This window comes from Actinospineispora spinosispora DSM 44797, assembly GCF_000429025.1.
Classification (GTDB): domain Bacteria; phylum Actinomycetota; class Actinomycetes; order Mycobacteriales; family Pseudonocardiaceae; genus Pseudonocardia; species Pseudonocardia spinosispora.
In genome coordinates, this window is sequence record NZ_AUBB01000039.1 from 25,956 (window position 1) to 45,418 (window position 19,463).

Here is a 19,463-nt window from a genome sequence, read left to right on the forward strand (position 1 = left end):
CCACTCGCCACTCACGGGTCCTTACCTGGTCAGAACGTGGATGCGATGAGGGTTGCCCTGTCCGTCAGGGGCTCCAGGGCCGCCCGCATCGCGCGCGGACTGAACCGGACCGCGGGGCCCTGGACGCCGAGCACCGCGCGCAGCTTGCCCAGTGGATCCAGTACCGGGACCGCGATCGCGTTGAGGTCGTCCTCGCGCTCTCCCAGCGCCTGGGCCCAGCCACGCTCCTTCGTCCTGCCGATCTCGACCCCCAGCGAGTCCCGGTCGACGATCGTGCGGTCGGTGTAGACGACCAGGTCGCCGTCCGGGAGGCGGCCGCCCCAGGCCAGGAACACCTTGCCGGCCGCGGTCGCGTGCGCGCTGCTGTTGCGGCCGATCTCGGCGACGCTGCGTACCGACCGGGGGCTCTGGGCGAAGTCGATCGTCATGAGGTCGTGCTCTCCGGGAAGCGACAGCGTGCTCGTCTCGCCGGTCGTGCCGGTCAGCTCCTCGAGGTAGGGCCGCGAGACCGAACGGATGTCCAGGCTGGCACGCGCGGCGGCCGCCAGCTGCAGGATGTGCACGCCCAGCCGGTAGCGGCCACTCGACGGCAGATGCTGGACCAGACCGGACGAGGTCAGTGTCGAGAGCAGCCGGGAAATGCTGCTGACGTTGATTCCGGTGCGCCGGGCGATCTCGTTGGTGCCCAGTTCGCCGCCGGACGCGGCCAGCGCATCGAGCACATCGATTGCGCGCTGAACGGATTCGACCTGACGAGTCGCTGGCCGACCGGTGCGCGCCATAGTAAGCTCCTTCAGAGAGTGGATATGGAATTGCCACAGTGGAGATACCCGCGGAACAGTACTACGGAATCGCCTCTGTGACATCACTCGAGAGGCGATCGATCATGAATTCCAGCCAAGTTCGATATCTGATAGTCGGCGCCGGTATCCATGGCCTTTCCACCGCGTGGCAGCTCGCCAGACGGCTGCGCGCGACCGGAAAGGGCGAGGGCAGCGACATTCTGGTGATCGACAAGTCGGGAATCGGTGCCGGAGCGTCCGGAGTGGCGTGCGGCGTGATTCGCAACAACTATTTCCAGCCCGCGATGCGTGAGCTGATGGCGCATTCGGTCGACGTCTGGGAGAGCGATCCTGAGGCGTTCGCCTACCACTCCGTCGGCTACCTGCAGGTGGCGCCCGAGGCGATGCGCGCCGATGTGGAGCAGATTTACAAGGAGCAGCGCGCGATCGGCTACGAGTCCGAGCTGGTCACCGGCGACAAGGACTGCAACCGGTATCTGCTCGACCTGTTCTCGGACTGGAAGGCCGAGGGCATCACGGCGGTCCTGCACGAGAAACGTGGCGGCTACGCCAACAACGTGGCGTCGCTCAAGGGCCTTGCCGCCAAGGCGGAGGCCGAGGGCGTCCGGATCCGGTCAGGCGTGCGGGTCACCGGCGTGACCGTCGAGGGCGGAGCGGTCACCTCGGTGCGGACCGACTCGGGCGACATCCGGTGCGAGCAGCTGGTGGTCGCGGTCGGCCCGTGGGTCCGCGACATCTGGTCAATGCTCGGACTGCCGGACCGTGTCACGGTGGCCGGCCCGGACGGGACGGTCCACACCGAGGCTCCGATGTGGGAGTACTGGGCGCTGCAGGAAGGCACCCTCGAGGTCGACCCGAAGGAGTTCACGCTCAACAGTGGGACCCTGCCGCCGGTCGTCCACGTCGACTCGGACGAGCCGCTGCTCGACGACACCGACGGCAGCCTGGTCACCGACCAGATGTGGGGCATCTACTACAAGCCGGACTTCTCGTTCGGCGGGGTGCAGGGCGGCGCGTCCCCGATACGGGTGGCAAAGGCGGCGGCGGACGTCGAGGTCGACCCGTACGGCACGCAGAGCCCGGAGTTCGTCGTCGGCGAGGACTTCGTCCGCATGTGGACCTCCGCGCTGGCACACTGCCACCGCAGGTTCGAAGGCTGCGGAATGCAGTACCGCCGGGAGCCATCCGGCGGGATCGGGGCTTTCACCCCGGACAGCTTCCCCGTGTTCGACCGGTTCCGGCAGAACGCCTACGTCATCGCCGACTCGAACCACGGCTACAAGATGATCGGCATCGGCGAGCTCGTGGCGAAGGAGCTGCTCGACGAACGGCAGTCCCTGCTGGAGCCGTTCCGTTTCGACCGGTACGCCAGCGGTCGCCTTCACCCGGTCAGTCACTCACCGTTCCCCTGGAGCTGAGCGCATGGAGCAGACACTCACCGCCCGACGGCCCGTCACCCGACCTCACCAGACCCCGGACCTGGGACGGCTGGTGGTGTCCTGCGCCGACGGTCCCGGCATCGTCTCGGCGATCACCGGTTTCCTGCACGCCAGAGGCGCGAACATCGTGCAGTCCGACCAGGATTCGACCGATCCGACCGGTGGACAGTTCTTCCTGCGGCTGCTGTTCCACCTGCCCGGGCTGGCCGGCGAGCTGGACCGGCTGGAACGGGAGTTCGCCACCGAGGTCGCGCAACGTTTCGCCATGTCCTTCCGCATGCGGGATGCGTCGGTGCTGACCAGGGTCGCACTGTTCGTGTCCCGCTATGACCACTGTCTGCTCGACCTGCTGTGGCGGTGGCGGCGGGGCGAGGTGCCGATGGACGTCGTGCAGGTCGTGTCGAACCATCCGGACCTCGCGGCCGAGGTCGAGGCGTTCGGGGTGCCGTACGAACACATCCCGGTCACCCGGGCGACGAAGTCCGAGGCGGAGGCGCGCCAGCTGGAGCTCCTGGCGGGCCGGGTCGACCTGGTCGTCATGGCCCGCTACATGCAGATCCTGTCCGGCGACTTCCTCGATCGGGTCGGCGTTCCGGTGATCAACATCCATCATTCGTTCCTGCCGGCCTTCGCCGGGGCCGGGCCGTACGACCAGGCCAAACGTCGTGGCGTGAAGCTGATCGGCGCGACCGCGCACTACGCGACCGAGGACCTCGACGAGGGCCCGATCATCGAGCAGGACGTGGCACGGGTCTCGCACCGGCAGAGCGTGTCGGAGCTGGTCCAACGCGGCGCGGACATCGAACGCACGGTCCTGGCACGCGCGGTGGGCTGGCACTGCGAGGACCGCGTCCTGGTGAACGGTCGCACCACGGTCGTCTTCTGACGACACCACGCACCCTCCGTCCACGCCGCGCCCTGTGCACGGTGCGCGGTGTGGGCGAAGCGTGCGCGGTGTGGTGCTAGGCCTGGGTGGGGCGTTGGCGACGGCGGGTCGTGTACCAGGTGGTGACTACCACTGCCGCCACGATCAGCAGCGCGCCGTAGTTCAGCCACTGGCAGATCGCCTTGTACGCGGCGCCGGTCAGATAGCCGACGACCACCAGGCTCGTGCCCCATGCAGCCGCCGTCGGAACGCTGATCGTGGCGAACCGGGAGTAGCTGATGCCCGCGCGGGCCGCGAGTCTCGGCGCGATCGTCCGTGCACCGACCAGCCACTGGCACAGCGAGAACGCGAGCGGCCCGGTGCGTCGTAGCAGGGCGGTGGCGTGCAGCTGGGGCTTACGCAGGTACGGCCTGCTGGTCAGGCCGATTCGCCTGCCCCGCAGGTACGCGACCTGCGTGCCGAAGACGGCAGCCGCCGCCGCGGTGCCGACCGCGAGTGCCGGTGCCACGATCCCGAGGTTGGCCAGGACTCCGAGGGCGAGCACCGCGCTCGCACCGGGCAGGACCACCCCGATCAGGAGGCCGGCCTCGGCCGCGATGAGCGCCCCACCCGCCACCAGCACGACGGGCGACGGCAGGTCGCGCAGCAGCCAGAGCGGGTCAGGCATCGTTCGCCCGCGTCAGCGGCTTGTGACAGATGTAGACGAACGCCGGAGGCACGTTGCGCCACACGGTACGCGTCTCGACGACCTCGTCGAAGTGGGTGTGCAGCATCTCGCGGAACCGCTGTGCGCTGAACAGTGGCGTGGTGTGGCGGTAGGCGAATGTGCTGAAGCCCGCTCCGGGGGCGAGGAAGCGGCGGATCTGGGTCAACAGCTCCGCCTGCCGGTCCGCGCTGAACAGTGACCAGGGCAATCCGCTCACCACGGCGTCGGCTCGGGAGACGTCATCGCGGCCCAGTATGGCGCGCAGCTGTGCCACGTCCCCACGCAGGACCCTCATCCTGGGACGGGTGCGCTCCAAGTGATCCGCCATCGCATCGTCGATCTCGATGCCGTAGTGGACACCCTCACTGGGCAGCCGCTGCTCGATCGCACGGCTCACCGTTCCGGTGCCCGGGCCGAGCTCGACGACGGTGGGCTCACCTCGCGTGGGGACGACCGTGGCGAGCACCTGGCCCAGACTGTGTGAGCTGGGCGCGACCGCGCCGACGACACCGGGTCTGCGCAGTGCCGCCGCCAGGAAGATCGGCAGACCGCCCGTGGGATTGATCAATCGCATACCGCGATCCTGTTCGGAATGCGGCGTCGCGGAATCCGCTCACGGGCCGTGCCTCGGCGCCGGCGGGAGGAGCCCGTCTCCACCCTCGGGAGGAGGTACCCTAGATGTCCGATTCCCAAGTCTTCGCTGGTGGAAGGGACGCGCGAGGGCCTGCCGTACGACCTCGCACACCTTGATGTCGTGTCGCGGATATTGCAGCATCCGCGACACGACACGAGGCTCTGCGAAGTGGTGCAGGTGTGACCGGTGAGATCAATGGGGTCCGTCGAACGGGGCGTGGAACGCGTAGCTGCCGGAGGCGACCTGGCAGACCAGCTCGTCCGTGCCGGCCTTCGCGCTGGTCACGCCCTCGGCCTCAGCGGCCGGATGCCCGCCCTCGCACGCGGCCGTGGGGTCCGATGTCGGGATGTGGACCGTCGCGGTGGCTCCCGGCGGCACGGTGACCCGCAGATGGAAGCGACCACCCTCGATGTGCCACGAGCTGCGGACGAGGCCGCGCACACTGTCGTACTCGGCGTGCGCCCGGCGCACGGCCGGACCGGGGTGGGGGTGGACCACCAGTTCACGCCAGGCGAGTGAACCGGAGGCCTGGTCGATTCCGGCGACGCCGCGGTAGAGCCATTCGCCGATCGAGCCGAGGGAGTAGTGGTTGTAGGAGTTCATCGCGGCCGCCTGGACGCCCTTGTCCTCGGTCCACCCGTCCCAGCGCTCCCAGATGGTGGTCGCGCCGTTCGCTATCGAGTAGCCCCAGGACGGGTGTTCGGTCTGGACGAGCAGCGCGTGTGCCAGGTCCGCGCGGCCGTGCGCGGTCAACGTCGGCGCCAGCAGCGCCACACCGAGGAAACCCGTGGTCAACCGGTGACCCCGCGCCTCGATCAAGGTGCACAGCCGGTCGACGGCAGGCACGACCAGCTCGTCCGGGAGGAGCCCGAACGCCAGCGCGACGAGGTAGCCGGTCTGGGTGTCACCGACGAGCCTGCCCCGCGCGTCGGCGAACTCCGCGGTGAACGCCTCGGCGATCGAGTCGGCGAGCGCGCCGTAGCGTGCGGCCTCCTCGGTGCGGCCGAGCACGGCGGCGGCCAGCGACACGGTGCGGGCCGAGCGGGCGAAGTACGCGGTGGCCACCAGCTCTGGCGGGGTGGTGGCGTCGATCTGCAGCCAGTCGCCGTAGTCGTTGCCCCTTCGGTGCCGCCAGACCAGGTCCGGGTTGAACCGGTGCACGTAGTCCACCCAGGCGCCCATGGCCCCGAAGCACGCGGACAGCGTGTCGCGGTCGCCGTACTCGCGCATCAGCAGCCAGGGGATGAGCACTCCTCCGTCGCCCCAGGCGGGTGCGCCCTGCCGTTGCCGCAGCCACTGAGTCATGTTGGGTGCTACGTCGGGGAAGGCACCCTCCGCGGTGCATCCACTCAGGACGTCCAGCATCCACCGCCGGTAGAAGGCGGCGGTGTCGGCGTTGAGACTGGCCGTCGGGGCGAAGATGTGCGCGTCGGCCAGCCAGCCCAGCCGCTCGTCACGCTGCGGACAGTCGGTCGGCACCGACACGAAGTTCCCGCGCTGGCTCCAGCGGATGTTCGACTGGAGCCGGTTGACCAGCTCGTTGTCACAGTCGAACGTGCCGACGAACTCCGTGTCGCTGTGCAGCACGATCGCTGTGACGTCGGCCGGATCGAGATCGCCCGGGTAGCCGGACACCTCGATCCAGCGGAAACCGTGCGTGGTGAACAACGGCTCGAACGTCTCGACCTGGCTGCCTCGGGCGTAGTAGATGTCGGTGGCCTCGGCGGAGCGCAGGTTGTCCGTGTAGAGCGCACCGTCGTCGTCGAGCAGCTCACCGTGGCGCAGCTGCACCCGCTGGCCCGCTCGCGCGCCCCGGACGACCAGCCGCACCCGGCCGGCGAGGTTCTGTCCGAAGTCGACGACGAAGCCCTCGGCGCGTTCGGTGATCCGGCGGGCAGGAAGCTCCTGGGTGGCTCGCACCGGCTCGTCGCCGGTGGCCACCAGTGTCGACGTGTCGGTGTCCAGCACGACCGCGCGCGGCCACGCGCTGTCGTCATACCCGGGGAGCCGCCACCCCGGGGTGTCCTCCCTGGCGTCGACCTGTTCGCCCATGAGCAGGTCCGAGTACTGGATGGCGCCCGGGTGCTCGCGCCAGTTCCCGTCGGTGACCAGCAGCGTCTCACCGTCGGCGCCGCGCAGAACCAGCTGGGCGAGGAACCGCGGCGCGGTGCCGTAGTGCATGGCCTGATGACGGGCGTCGAAACCGACGTATCCGCTCCACCACCCGTCCGCGACGACGGCGCCGAGCACGTTCTCGCCGCCGCGCAGCAGGTCGGTGACGTCGTAGGTCTGGTACTGGATGCGATGGCGGTAGTCGGTCCAGCCCGGGGTCAGCTCGTCCTCGCCGACCCGCTCGCCGTTGACCGTCAGCCGGTAGACACCGCGGGCCGACGCGTGCACGTACGCGCGGCGCGGTGGCTCGGGGGGCTGGACGACGCGGCGCAGCTGCAGCGGAGCGGCCAGGTGTTCACAGCGCAGCGATCGATCCCGGTCGGTCGGTACCCCGGGCGGTGGCAGCGTGGTGACGTCTCGACCGATCCAGCTCGCTCGCCATTCCCCGGCCGCCAGCACACCGGTGGTGAAGCCCGACTCCGCCGAGCCCTCGCCGGCACCGTGCGAGTCCCGCACGGTCACCCGCCAGCGGTAGGCGGTGCTGGAGCGCAACGGCACACCCTGGTAGGCGATGCCGACCTGATCCGTGGACCGGACCCAGCCGGAGTCCCACATCGTGGTGCCCTCGACCTCGGAGCGGACCTCGACGCGATAGGCCGTCTGGCGCGAGCCCCGCGCCCCGCCGGTGAGCTTCCAGGACAGCAGGGGACGGCGGGTACCGATCCCGCTCGGCGCGGCGCGGTGCTCACACCGCAGCGCCCGAGGGCGCAGGATGCCGGGGATGTCAGTGGTCATGCCTGCCCTTGGTGGTGGTCGATCCGCACCGGGCCGAACAGACCGGTACGGGTCTGCCCCGCGGTGATCGCCGTGGTCGGTGAGGCGTGTTCCAGGTATCCGGCCAGCGTGCCCCGGACGACGATCTCGAGTGCGTTGTCGCCCGGACGCAGCGCGTCGGTCAGCTCGCTTCTCCACGGCCCCCAGGCCAGCTGGTCCACCAGGATGCCGTTGACCAGCACATCGGCGGTGCCGCGTACGTCGCCGAGGTGCAGCACGGCGCGCGTCGGCGGACCGGAAGGGTTGTGGTGCACGGTCGTGCGGTATCGGACCAGCCCACCGAGCCCGCTCAGCCCGAGGTCCTCCCACGGTGGGAACGTTGCGGCGGGGACCTCGACCTCGCCGGTCACCGCTTCCACCGCCCCATCGAGCAGTGCGCCGCCTCCCCGACCGTCGACGGCGTCGAAACACAGCAGGACCGGCGTCGTCGCGGCGAGCGGACCGGGCAGGGAGATCACTCCTCGCTCGACGTGGTGATCGACACCGTCGATGCTCGCGCGGACCGGCAGCGACGTGGGAACGCGCAGCCGCAGGGTGCCGAGTGGAGCCGGGAACCGCAGCCACTCGGTGCGTGGCCCGGCGCCGTGCGCGTCGGGGATGAGGCGCTCCACCCCGTCGCCGATCCGCCGTGGCTCCAGCCAGTCCGCCGAGGGGAGCGGGTGCGGCCTGCGCCACGCACAGCGAGTCCTCGGATCCCGGTCACTGTCGCGTCGCGGCTGAACGGGAACCTCGACACCGTCCAGCCGGGCCGACCAGTGGGACCCGGTGATCAGTCCGGCGCCACGTCGATGCCTCGGCTCCGAGTCGAGCGACGCCGCGGTCGCGCGCCCACCGACGCAGGTGAGGCGCAGCGTGACCGAGTTCGGGCCCGCGCGCAGGTGTGACGTGAGGTCGTAGGGATGGACCCGAATCTCCCGGTGACCGGGGTACGGGTTGAAATCGCCCTGCCTGCCGACCTCGACATCGTTCACCAGCACGCTGCACGGCCCGTCCGAGGCCACCAGCACCACACCGTCGGCGAGTGGGTCGGCCAGGTCGAGCGCCGTCGTGAGATCGACGGATCGGCCGACCGAGGGTTGTTCGGCACTGATCCACTCCGGCCGGCGGTAGCCCGCGACGTCGTCGATCACCGCGAACGACGCCCGCACGGGTCCGTCGACGTCGGCGACGAGCTCGATCCGCAGCATGACCCGCCGCGCTCGGGTGTGTTCCGGCAACAGGTGGAACGACTGGTGGCTACCGTCGTCGCCGTCCAGCTCGATGTCGTCGACGAACACCCGCCGTGCCGCGTTGGCACCCACCGCGAGGTGTAGACCGCCACGTTCGGGCAGTGTCAGCAGAGTCCGTACGGCCACCCGTCCGCCCGCCGGGACCGACCGCCAGTCCAGGAAGTCCTCCGGGACGTAGCCCTTGGGCCCGAGTGGCTCGGTGTGGATCGGATCGTTGTGGATGCCCCGCGCCAACGACCAGGAGGCGTCGGTCCACTCGTCGGAACCGGGGCCCCGGACCTGGGCGAACGGGCCGAACCCGGCGATCGCGGGCTGCCACTGCTCGGGGTCGTCGCCCGAGGCGTGCTCGAACCGCCACACCTCGATCGGCAACGTCCCGCCGCGTCGCTCGGCGGCCAGGTCGCCCCACTGGTTGTCGAGGGTCGACTCGGCCGAGAGCGTCCACGGTCCGCGCAGGTCGGTCGAGCACTCGACCGCCCCCGGAGCCGTTCTGGTCGGGGACCGAAGATCGTTCCCGATGACCACGAGGGCGACCGAGCCGTCCTCGAACGGCACCTCCACCGACCACCCATCCGATGAGCGGGTGACCGTCAGCCCGGTCCGGTACCCGGTTCGCGGGTCCCACTGCTGGACGGCCGAGGGCGGGAGGCCACGCACCCGGACCGTGGCCCGGCGTTCGCCGACCGGTACGAACCGGTATCCCGTGTCGCGCAGCTGCGACCAGTACTCCGTCCACGGGAAGCCGGTCTCCGGCCAGTCCCGCTCGTCCAGCTCCACGATCGGAGCCGAGGTCCCGGTGACGTCGTCGTGGGCCATCAACGCCACCAGGTAGGTGTCGCCGTCGCGGCGCACGAGGCACGGAGCGTCGGCCTCGATCCGCACCGAGCCGCGCACCACCTCGGCCGGCACCTGTTCGGCGTCCGGAACCAGCCTGATCACACCGGACCGGACGGCATCGGCGAACCGCGACGCGATCTCGGCGTTCTCCCGATGGCCCTCGCCGAGGAACAGCTCCGGTGCACCGCCGACGCACAGGACCGTGCCGCCGCTCTCGGCGAACCTGATCAGCGTGCGTGCCGTGGTGGTCAGGAGAGCGGCGGGCCGGGGGAGGACCACCGTCCGGTAGACCTCGTCGCCGACCCGCATTCCCTCCGCCGTCACCTCACCGGAGGCGACCGTCGCCTCGTCGAACGTGTCGTGATCGAGCCCGGCACGCTCCAGGACCCCTGGTTTCTCCGCGAACCAGGCGTCGACGCCGTTCAACGCATGGAAACACTCGGTGCTCGCCCGCGCCGGGGCCAGTGGACCGTCGAAGGTCAGATAGGCCTGCGCGGTGCTGGTCGGCGAGACCAGGATCGTGTCGCACACGTGCGTGCCGGCGGTGAGGACCGAGCACAACCGGGAGACCGCACCCGCGAACACGTGATAAGCGGGCCAGTACGGCTGACGCCAGCAGGTCGACGGCGCCGCCCACTCCCACCAGCCGCCGACCGTGCTGTAGTACACCGCGTGCGGGTTGTAGAGGTTCGCCCCCCGGCGCAGGAACGGCGCGAGCCAGTCGTAGGTCTCTTCGAGCGTTCCGCCCCAGCCGGACGAGTGGAAGGCCTCGATCCAGGTGCGGCGGTGGCCGTTCGCGTGTGCCAGCGAGCTGTGGACCTTCGCGTCCCCCCAGTGATCGTTGCCCGGCGCGCCGTACCCGGAGTGGGTGTCGAGGTAGTCGCCGTAGAGGGTGACCCCGCCGACCGGGTCACCCTCCCTGGCCGGTGACGCCTGGTCGAACCCGCAGATGAGGCCGTGCTCGGCGTACCAGGCGTCCTGCTGGTCGAAGAACGCGGAGCGCGCCAGCGCGGCCCGGTGGGACTGGTAGTCGCGGCGAACCCGAGCGGACCCGACGTCGTCGCCCTCCCACAGCGAGCCGAGCACGGGCACGAGGTCATAGCCGTGCGCCTCGCGGAACGTCTGGGCGAACTCGCTGCCCCAGGTCGGCAGCGGTGGCAGCTCGTCCTGGAAGAAGCCGCCGATCGCACTGCCGAACCAGTGCCCGACCGCACGGTCCAGCGTGCCGTGGACCTGGTCGAACAGCGCGGCACAGGCCTTCAGTGAGAAGTAGTCGAAACCCCGGGGCCCGGAGTGAAACAGCGTCAGTGCCGCCGCGCCACCCGACCAGCGAGCGTGCCCGTCGGTGAGCGGCACACGGTGGCGTACCCCGTCCCGGGTCTCGGCGACGGCGCTCAGCGCGGTGTGGCCGGCCGGCGGGGCGAGCACGAGCTCAGCGCCGTCGGCGCCGTGCGCGATCGTGCGGTGCAGCGCCTGCCCGGCGAAATCCGGGTTCCCGGCGATGAGCCGACCTTGGAAGTTGGCGCCGGAGAACCCGATCTGGTCGTACATCCAGAGCGTGAACCCCAGCTCGTGCGCGTCGGCGCAGGCCTGGTCCAGCAGCGCCACCCAACGGTCGGACAGGAACGGGGGATCGTCGGCGAGTGACCCGAACATCGGCCCGGTCGGGGCCAGGCACATCACCACCGCCTGTCGAACGCCCTGGGCGACGAGCTGTTCGAGCTGCCATCGAAGACGCTGTGAGGTGACCGGTGCGCCGCTCCACCACCAGATCGGCAGAGGCCCGAACTCGGGACCGGGGTGGGAGAACCGGTCGAGGAAGGACGACGAGCTCACGCGGCCGCACGCTCCGACTCGATCCGCTCGAGCGACTTACCGACCGTGTCCGGCATGAAGAAGAACCCGATGATCCCACTGATCAGCAGGAACAGCGCCAGCAGCGCGGCCACCGGCTTGATTCCGGTGCTCGCCAGCATCGGCACGAGGAAGCTCCACACGCCGAGGACGACCCGGGCCACCCCGAAGGTGAGCCCCTGCGCGGTACCCCTCAGCAGCGTGGGGAACAGCTCCTGGCTGAACACCTTGTAGAACGCCTCGCCGGCGATCGAGCAGCCGACGTTGAACAGCACGATGTTGGCGATGATGACCGGAATGCTGAAGGGAAGTACCAGGTAGAGCGCGAACGCGACGATCTGGAGCACCGAGCCGACACCCCAGAGCACCTTGCGGGTCCGGTGACTGCGGTCGGACAACGGCATGAACACGAACGTGATGGTCAGGATGCAGATGACGAAACCCGCGCAGGCGAGCGCCACCCCGGCCGCCTGGCTACCGGCATGCAGGGTCTCGACGACGTACGGTGTGAACAGACCGGCGGTACCCGCGGCGAGCCCCCAGAACACGTAGATCCCCGACGTCCAGCCCAGCGCTCGCAGGTTCGCGCCGCTGAACAGCGCACGCACGCTCGACGCGGCCGTCCTCGTCTTCCCCGCCGCGGTCTTCCACCGTGCCGACTCGACCATGCCTCGCCGCAGCGCCCAGGTCACCACGGCGACCAGGAACAGATGCAGGAAGACGATGCGGATGCCGAGCAGTCCCAGCGGGGACAGGATGAGCGCGAGGATCAGGACGACGGCGGGCCCTGCCGACCAGGCGACCTGGGTCAGCCCCATGAGCTTCGCCCTGGCCTTGGTGGGGGAGAACTCACCGACCAGTGCGAGCGAGGTCGGGACGTCGGCGCCGACCGCGATGCCGATCACCAGGACACCGGCGAACAGCATCGCGGCGTTGAGCGAGCCCGCGATGCACAGCGTGCCCAGTGCATAGACCAGCAGGTCCCATTTGTAGATCCGTTTGCGCCCGAGCTTGTCGCCCAGCCGCCCGCCGATGAACGCCCCGATCGCGGCACCGATCGCGTTCGGGCCGATCGCGGCGAGCACTCCGACACCGGAGTTGCCCAGCCCCAGCTCGCTCTGGAACAGGGTCAGGCCGGCGCCCAGCGCGACGATCGACCCGGCGTCCAGATAGGAGGCCATGCCGGCGAGGACCGACCACTTCCACTGCTGGCGGGTGATCCCGCCGCTCTCCTCGACCTCATCGGACGTTGTCGCCTGGTGGGCGGTCATCGGGCACCCCTCGTCGCCGGTGACGGGCAAGTGAACGATACGAATTGAAACGTATCAATCGCGGAGCGTAGTGAACCGTGACCCAGCTAGCAACCACCAGTTCACCCGAGCGACACGAGCCGACGTCCATGATCAGCACCGCCTCAGGGCTGTTCCGGGGCGCGGAAACAGCCTTCAGACGGTGGTGATCATGGGTTGGGCGCGGTGTCAGGTGCGGGTGAGGGCCAGCTGGTGGACGTCCAGGTAGCCGACCCGGAAACCGGCCTCGCAGTAGGCGAGGTAGAACTCCCACATGCGGCGGAACGTGTCGTCGAAGCCGAGCTCGCGGACCTGGCGCCAGTTGGCCAGGAACGTCTCCCGCCAGTTCTCCAGGGTGCGCGCGTAGTGCTGGCCGAAGGCCATCCGCTCGACGACCCGCAGCCCGGTGTTCTCGGTCAGTGACTGTTCGATCGCGGTCATCGAGGGGATCAGACCGCCGGGGAACACGTACTTGTGGATCCAGGTGTAGTTGTCCCTGGTGGCGAGCATCCGGTCGTGCGGCATCGTGATCGACTGCAGTCCGATCCGGCCGCCGGGCGCGAGGAGGCGCTCCAGAGCCGTGAAGTACGTCGGCCAGTGGCGCATCCCGACGGCCTCGATCATCTCGACGCTCACGACCGCGTCGTAGCTGCCCTGCGCCTCCCGGTAGTCACGCAGCAGGACCTGCACCCGGTCGCCGACACCCGCCGTCGCGATCCTGGCCTCGGCCAGATGGCGCTGTTCCGCCGAGATCGTCAGCGAGGTGACCCGCGCGCCGCGTTGGGCCGCGCGGATTGCGAGCGCTCCCCAGCCGGTTCCGATCTCCAGGATGTGCTGCCCGGCTCGGACACCCGCGAGGTCGAGGACCGAGTCGATCTTCGCACGCTGGGCGTCCGCCAGCTGTTCCGTCCCGTCCTCGACGTCGGTGAACAGTGCCGAGGAGTAGCTCATCGTCTCGTCGAGGAACGCTGCGAACAACTCGTTCGACAGGTCGTAGTGGCGGTGGATGTTCTCCCGTGCCCCGGTGATCGTGTTGTCCTCCTCAGGCGGTGTGTGCGCCACGGCCCACCGACGCAGCCGTTGGAACGTCGGGGGGATCAATGTGGCGAGGCGCGCCGCGAACGGGGTCAGGAGGTCCGCGAGCTCCGGGCTGGTCCAGTCGCCGACCATGTACGACTCACCGAACCCGATGTTGCCGTGCTCGCCGAGACGGTGGAAGAACGCCGAGGGTCGATGCAGCCGCATGAGCGGTGACTCGGGGCCGCCGGCACCGAGGACCTCACCGTCGGGCAGCGTCACCCGCACTTCGAGTCGCCGGACCGCCCTGCGGAACAACGCCTCGGCGATCCTGGCCCTGGCCGGGGTGTGTGGCACTGCCGCGAGCCCTGGCCAGACGCCCTCGTTCGGCCGGGGCACGGCCCGGGGGAGCAGTCGGTCCGGTGTGCTGGTCATCGTGTGCTCTCCTGTGCTGTTCTCCTGGGCGTGAGCGGATAACCGCGCAGCCACATCGCGATGCCGTGTCGTCGGATCAGCGCCCAGATGCGCTGGGGCATCAGGGGCCTGCGCAGCAGGAGCCGCAGCAGCTCGCGGGTGGTCGCCGGTCTGCGCCTGCCGTTGATCGACGCCGCGAGTACCGCGGCGCCGTTCTGGCGCAACGTCACGGTGACCGCCAGCCGTTCGCCGGGGCGGGGCAGCGACATCTCGTAGTGACCGTCGAGGGTGAGGAACGGGGACACGTAGAAGTCCTTGGCGACCTCGGCCTTACCCGAGCGGTCCGGGTGGAGCAGGTACCGGTGGCGTTCGCCGTAGGTGTTGTGCACCTCCGCGACCACACAGGCGGGCTCTCCTCCGGGCCGGTGGCACCAGTAGACGGTCAGCGGGTTGAACACGTAACCGAGAACCCGGGCTCCGGCCAGCATCAACACCTGCCCCCCGGCCAGGTCGATGCCCTCCCCGGCGAGGTAGGTGTCCAGGTTGGACCGGATCGAACGCGTCGGATCGCCGACGTGGTCGGCCGCGCGGAACCCGGCGAACGGCCGGAGCCACCACGGCAGCTCGGGCAGTGCATCCAGGTCCACCAGCCACAGGTAGATGCCGTGCCGGAACCCGCGCCGTGGGCCGAGGGTCCGCTCGTGCGTGACCCTCGCGTCGTAGAGCGCCGTCACCAGGTGACCCCGAAGGCCTCGGCCGCCCGCACGCCGGACGCGCAACCGTCCTCGTGGAACCCCCACCCGTGATAGGCACCGGCGAACGCGGTCGTCGCGCTCGTGAGGGAGGGAAGCCGTCGTTGCGCGGCCACCGACTCGGGGGTGTAGACCGGATGGTCGTAGGTCATGCGCGCGATGACCGCGTCGGGCGCGATCCGGGACGAACCGTTCAGGGTCACGATGTACGGCTCCGGCGTCGATATCCGTTGCAGCCGGTTCATGTGGTAGCTCACCAGCACCGGATCGGACGAGCTGGCGCAGTCGGTCTTCAGGTAGTTCCAGGACGCGCCCGCGCGGCGCGGCAGTACCGAGTCGTCGCTGTGCAGCCAGGTCTCGTTGCGCGAGTACCTGAACGCGCCGAGCACCGAACGCTCCGCCGTGGTCGGATCATCGAGCAGCTCGAGTGCCTGGTCGGGGTGAGTGGCGACGACCACGTGGTCGAACCGGTGGTCGGTGTCGTCGGCGTCGCGGATGCACACCCCGCCCTCGGACCGGCGCACCGACCGCACCGGGGTCGACACCGCCACGGCGGTGAGCCCCTTGACCGCGCGTTCGACGTATCGATGCGAGCCACCGACCACCGTGCGCCACGTGGGCGAGCCGGTGACCGACAACAGCCCGTGATGGTCGAGGAACTCGAACAGGTAGCGCGCCGGGTAGCGGGCGGACAGCTCGGCGTCGGTCGACCACACCGCGGAGACGACCGGCAGGATGAAGTGGTCGATGAAGTACCGCGAGTAGCGGCCCTCGGCCAGGAACTCGGCGAGCGTCATGTCGTCCGAGGTGCCCAGTGCCCGCCGGGCCTGCCGGTGGAAGCGCGGCACCTCGGCCAGCATGCGCAGGTACCGAGGCCGCAGCAGGTTCGACCGCCCGGGGGCGGAGCGCGGGAACAGCCCTCGAAGTCCCCGCGCTCCGCTGTATTCCAGCCCGCACCCGTCGCACCGGACGCTCATCGACATCTCGGCGTCCTGCGTCGCCACCCTGAGCTCGCCGAACAGCCGCAGCAGGTTCGGGTAGGTGCGCTCGTTGTGCACGATGAAGCCGCTGTCGACGAAGGCGCTGCTGCCGTCGAGCGTCTCCAGCTCATGGGTGTGCGCGTGGCCACCCAACCGGGAGTCCGCCTCGAACAGGGTCACGTCGAAGCGACGTTGCAGAAGGTAGGCGGCGGTGAGTCCGGCCACGCCGCTGCCCACCACCGCCATCTTCGCTCGCGCGGGCTGGTCGGCCATCAGCCGGCGGGGGTCGCGGCCGGCGGCATCAGCACGCTGTCGACGATGTAGACGGTCGCGTTGGCGGTCTGCACGTTTCCGCAGATCACGTGGCTCTCGCCGTTCACGGTGAAGTCCTGCCCGGAGCCGGTCGTCTTGAGGGTGGCGCCCTCGAGCGTCTTGAAGTCACCCGAGGCCAGGTCCGCCGGGGTGATCTTCTGGCCGACGACGTGGTAGGTCAGGACCTTCTTGAGCATGGCGTCGTCAGCCAGCACCTTGTTGAGGCTGGCCGGCGGGATCTTGTCGAACGCCGAGTTGGCCGGTGCGAAGACGGTGATGTCCTTCGCGCCGTTCAGGGTGTCCACCAGCTGCGCCTTCTTGACCGCTGTGACCAGGGTGGACAGCACGGGGTTGTGGCTTGCGGCGGTGGCGACCGGGTCCGTGGCCATGCCCTGGAAGCTGCCCGGTCCGGTGGTGGGTACGGCACTGCACGCGTCACCGAACTGGCCGGCGGCCGCGGACTCGGTGGTGCTGGGTGCCGCGGCCATGGAGCTGGTCATCGGTGCGGCGGAGCTGGGCTGTTCGCTGCTGCCGCACGCGCTGAGGCCGAGCACGGCCGCCGTGATGCTCGTGGCGATCAGGATGTTCTTGGTACGCATGATCGGGTTCCTCTGCGAGGTCTGCATCGCCTCGGCGGGGAGCCGGACGGTTACCTTGCTACTTCGGAGCCCGTGTCGGTCCGGCTTGGTACTGAGCAAGATTCACTCGTCCGCGCACAGCCCGGCGTGGAACCAATCCATGCCGGCCGACGGCGCGAATACTCACCGGCGAGTCCGGCGGCGAGAGGCGAGAAGTGATGCGAGATTCGGCGTGGCCCGCGCGTCGCGACGACGGGCAGGGTGAACCGGGGCGCGAGACCGCCGAGGACCTGCTGACCCAGGTGGCCAGGGGTGACGAGGCGGCGTTCGAACGCTTGTATCCCCTGGTCGCGGGGCCGGTGCTGGGCGTCGTCCGCCGGGTGGTGCGCGACACCGCGCAGACCGAAGAGGTCGCGCAGGAGGTGCTCGTGGAGCTGTGGCGGACCGCGCCCAGGTTCGACCGTGCCAGGGGCAGCGCGCTGACCTGGGCGCTGACCCTGGCTCATCGGCGCGCGGTGGATCGCGTCCGTTCCGCGCAGGCGCGCACCGACCGGGAGGAGCGGTTCGGGGCCGAGTCCGGCACCCGCGAGTTCGACGAGGTGGCCGAGACGGTGACCACCAACTTGGAACGTGAGCAGGTCAGACGATGTCTCGGCTCGTTGACGACGCTGCAGAGGGAGTCGGTCGTGCTGGCCTACTACGGCGGTCGCACCTACAACGAGGTCGCTGAGCTGCTGCGGGCTCCGCTGGGCACCATCAAGACGCGCTTGCGGGACGGACTCATCCGGCTGCGCGACTGTCTCGGGGTGGCCTGATGACCAGCCCCGATGTCCACACACTGACCGGTGCGTACGCACTCGACGCACTGGACGATTTCGAGCGCCGTCAGTTCGAACGGCACCTCGCCCAGTGCCCGGACTGCGTGGAGGAGGTCGACGAACTCCGCGCCACGGCGGCGCGACTCGCCGTCGCCGTCACGGAGGTCGCGCCCGACGCCTTCAGGCAGCGCGTCATGGCCGAGGTCGCCACGACCCGTCAGGAGCCGCCCAGCACGACGGCGAGCCCTCGCCGTGGCCGGCCGGATCGGACGGGCCGGGGGTACGGCTGGGTCGTCCGCCTCGGCGCGGTCGCGGCGGCCGCCGCGGTGGTCGTGTTGAGCGTGGTGGCGGTGCGCAGCAACCAGGAGCGGGACTCGGTGCAGGCGCAGCTCGACCAGCTACAGGCACGGATCGCCTCGGTACGACAGCTCGCGTCCGCTCCCGATGCGCGCCGGGACACCGGTGTCGGCGTCCACGGAGGCACCGCGTTCGTGCTGGCGTCGCCCTCGCTGGACAAGGCGATGCTCATGACCTCGGATCTTCCGGCACCGCCGTCCGGTCACACCTATCAGGCGTGGCTGATCGGCGCGGGCCAGCCACGTTCGGTCGGCCTCGTGACGCCTGTCCAGGCCACCGAGGGTCCGCTGATGTTCGAGAAGCTGTCCGGCGCGAAGAAGGTGGGTCTGACGATCGAGCCGGAGGGCGGTTCCGAGCAACCGACGACGACCCCGGTGGTCCTCTTCGACATGCCCAGCTGAGCACCGGTCGGGCGGAGCGGCGTCAGGACGGAGCCATGCGGGTGGAGGCTCGCACGATCAGCTCGGGGGCGAAGACGACCTCGCGGTGCTGGTGGTCGAGCTCGTCGCCCGCCTCGGCCATCAGCAGCTCCGCCGCGGTCCGGCCGAGCAGGTGGCGGGGTTGGCTGACCGAGGTCAACGGCACCGCCGCGGCCTGGGCGAACTCGATGTCGTCGTACCCGACGATCGCCAGGTCGTCGGGTACGCGTAAGCCCAGCCGGACCATCTGCTGCAGCAGACCGAGCGCGACGAGATCGTTCGCGCAGAAGGCTGCCGTGGGACGCCGGCTGGCCGGCAACCCGACCAGCCGCTCACCCGCGCGTCGGCCCTGGGCCACGGTCAGTGCCTCGGTGTCGAGCACGACCAGTCCGTCGGGGTCGTGTCCGGCGCGCAGGAGCGCGGCCCGGGCTCCGGCCGCCCGGTCGGCGACCTGACCGAGCGCGGGCGGGCCGCCGATGAACGCGATCCGGCGGTGCCCGCTGTCCAGCAGATGAGTCGCCGCGAGCTCGCCGCCGAGCCGGTCGTCGACGGTCACCGAGCAGAAGTCCGCGCCGGCGCCTCGGTCCACCAGCACCACCGGCGTGCCCCGGCGGGGCAGCAACCGGAGGTGCTCGTCCTCGGCATCGACCGGGGTGATCAGCACGCCCTCGACCCGCTGCTCCTGGAGCAGGTCCAGGTATGCGGACTGGCGTTTCGGGTCCTGGCCGCTGTTGCACAGGTACACCGCGAGGCCGGCCGCGTCCGCCGCCTCCTGCACACCGAGCGCGACGTCGGTGAAGAACGGGTTGCTGGCGTCGAGAACGACGTAGGCGAGCGTGCGGCTGCTGCCGGCACGAAGCTGACGGGCCGACTCGTTGCGGACGAAGCCGAGTGTGTTGATCGCCGCGAGCACTCGTCCCCTGGTGCTCTCGCTGACCAGTTCGGGCCGATTGAGCACGTTGGAGACGGTGCCGAGCGAGACGCCGGCGCGCGCGGCGACATCCTTCATGCTCGGGACGCCCGCGCTGGACATGCACCGCTCCGATCTGTGAGGTCGTTCGCAGATTAGCCCAGCGTCCGATCACGCACGCCCACCCGCGGCCCGTGCCTCGGCGGCGCCGAGTCTTGACTGCTCCGCGCGCCGCGGCCTAGGGTCGCCAAACCATAGCCTTGAAACGTTTCAGCATCGAGGC

The 19,463-nt window shown here is 70.0% G+C and carries 15 protein-coding genes; 4 read left to right on the forward strand and 11 right to left on the reverse strand.

Annotated elements, in window-relative coordinates; translation table 11 throughout:
- Nucleotides 1-29: 29 nt before the first annotated feature.
- Nucleotides 30-782 carry an IclR family transcriptional regulator gene (locus G406_RS0118445; protein ID WP_028934972.1) on the reverse strand — a complete coding sequence of 251 codons (753 nt, stop codon included), beginning with the start codon at nt 780-782 and terminating at the stop codon, nt 30-32.
- A gap of 104 nt (nt 783-886) precedes the next feature.
- Between G406_RS0118445 and G406_RS0118450 the strand changes: the two genes are divergently transcribed.
- A complete protein-coding gene (locus tag G406_RS0118450; RefSeq protein ID WP_028934973.1) occupies nt 887-2,221 on the forward strand; it encodes an NAD(P)/FAD-dependent oxidoreductase in 1,335 nt (444 codons plus the stop codon).
- A 4-nt stretch (nt 2,222-2,225) separates the two neighbouring features.
- On the forward strand, nt 2,226-3,128 hold the full coding sequence (gene purU / locus G406_RS0118455; protein ID WP_051342309.1) for a formyltetrahydrofolate deformylase: 903 nt from the start codon (nt 2,226-2,228) through the stop codon (nt 3,126-3,128).
- A gap of 76 nt (nt 3,129-3,204) precedes the next feature.
- Here purU and G406_RS0118460 read toward each other — a convergent pair whose 3' ends face one another.
- The 9 genes from G406_RS0118460 to G406_RS0118500 form a co-directional block, all read right to left on the reverse strand.
- Nucleotides 3,205-3,795, reverse strand: a complete 591-nt coding sequence (locus G406_RS0118460; RefSeq protein ID WP_028934975.1) for a DedA family protein — start codon at nt 3,793-3,795, stop codon at nt 3,205-3,207.
- Nucleotides 3,788-4,408 (reverse strand): class I SAM-dependent methyltransferase, encoded by a 621-nt coding sequence (locus G406_RS0118465; protein ID WP_037077299.1) that lies wholly within the window; start codon nt 4,406-4,408, stop codon nt 3,788-3,790. Before G406_RS0118465 ends, G406_RS0118460 begins: the two co-directional genes overlap by 8 nt.
- 252 nt (nt 4,409-4,660) lie before the next feature.
- Nucleotides 4,661-7,375, reverse strand: coding sequence for an alpha-L-rhamnosidase (locus tag G406_RS47875; protein ID WP_051342310.1), 2,715 nt, complete (start codon nt 7,373-7,375; stop codon nt 4,661-4,663).
- A complete protein-coding gene (locus G406_RS58905) occupies nt 7,372-11,316 on the reverse strand; it encodes a hypothetical protein (protein WP_028934977.1) in 3,945 nt (1,314 codons plus the stop codon). Before G406_RS58905 ends, G406_RS47875 begins: the two co-directional genes overlap by 4 nt.
- The gene (locus tag G406_RS0118480) at nt 11,313-12,605 is read right to left on the reverse strand and encodes an MFS transporter (RefSeq protein WP_028934978.1); all 1,293 of its coding nucleotides are present in this window, start codon (nt 12,603-12,605) and stop codon (nt 11,313-11,315) included. The genes G406_RS58905 and G406_RS0118480 overlap by 4 nt, the downstream gene beginning before the upstream one ends.
- A gap of 207 nt (nt 12,606-12,812) precedes the next feature.
- Complete coding sequence (locus tag G406_RS0118485) at nt 12,813-14,075, reverse strand: SAM-dependent methyltransferase (RefSeq protein ID WP_028934979.1); 1,263 nt, start codon at nt 14,073-14,075, stop codon at nt 12,813-12,815.
- Nucleotides 14,072-14,791: a DUF1365 domain-containing protein gene (locus G406_RS0118490; protein WP_028934980.1), complete on the reverse strand. Its 720-nt coding sequence runs from the start codon at nt 14,789-14,791 to the stop codon at nt 14,072-14,074. Before G406_RS0118490 ends, G406_RS0118485 begins: the two co-directional genes overlap by 4 nt.
- Complete coding sequence (locus tag G406_RS0118495; protein WP_028934981.1) at nt 14,785-16,059, reverse strand: NAD(P)/FAD-dependent oxidoreductase; 1,275 nt, start codon at nt 16,057-16,059, stop codon at nt 14,785-14,787. The genes G406_RS0118490 and G406_RS0118495 overlap by 7 nt, the downstream gene beginning before the upstream one ends.
- Nucleotides 16,059-16,697 carry a fasciclin domain-containing protein gene (locus G406_RS0118500; RefSeq protein ID WP_028934982.1) on the reverse strand — a complete coding sequence of 213 codons (639 nt, stop codon included), beginning with the start codon at nt 16,695-16,697 and terminating at the stop codon, nt 16,059-16,061. The genes G406_RS0118495 and G406_RS0118500 overlap by 1 nt, the downstream gene beginning before the upstream one ends.
- A gap of 197 nt (nt 16,698-16,894) precedes the next feature.
- On the opposite strand from G406_RS0118500, the gene sigK reads away from it, so the two are divergent.
- Both sigK and G406_RS0118510 read left to right on the forward strand, forming a co-directional pair.
- Nucleotides 16,895-17,491, forward strand: a complete 597-nt coding sequence (gene sigK / locus G406_RS0118505; protein WP_028934983.1) for an ECF RNA polymerase sigma factor SigK — start codon at nt 16,895-16,897, stop codon at nt 17,489-17,491.
- Nucleotides 17,491-18,252 carry an anti-sigma factor gene (locus tag G406_RS0118510; protein WP_028934984.1) on the forward strand — a complete coding sequence of 254 codons (762 nt, stop codon included), beginning with the start codon at nt 17,491-17,493 and terminating at the stop codon, nt 18,250-18,252. The genes sigK and G406_RS0118510 overlap by 1 nt, the downstream gene beginning before the upstream one ends.
- A gap of 22 nt (nt 18,253-18,274) precedes the next feature.
- Here the strand turns inward: G406_RS0118510 and G406_RS0118515 are convergent, their stop codons facing one another.
- On the reverse strand, nt 18,275-19,303 hold the full coding sequence (locus tag G406_RS0118515; RefSeq protein ID WP_028934985.1) for a LacI family DNA-binding transcriptional regulator: 1,029 nt from the start codon (nt 19,301-19,303) through the stop codon (nt 18,275-18,277).
- Nucleotides 19,304-19,463: the final 160 nt, after the last annotated feature.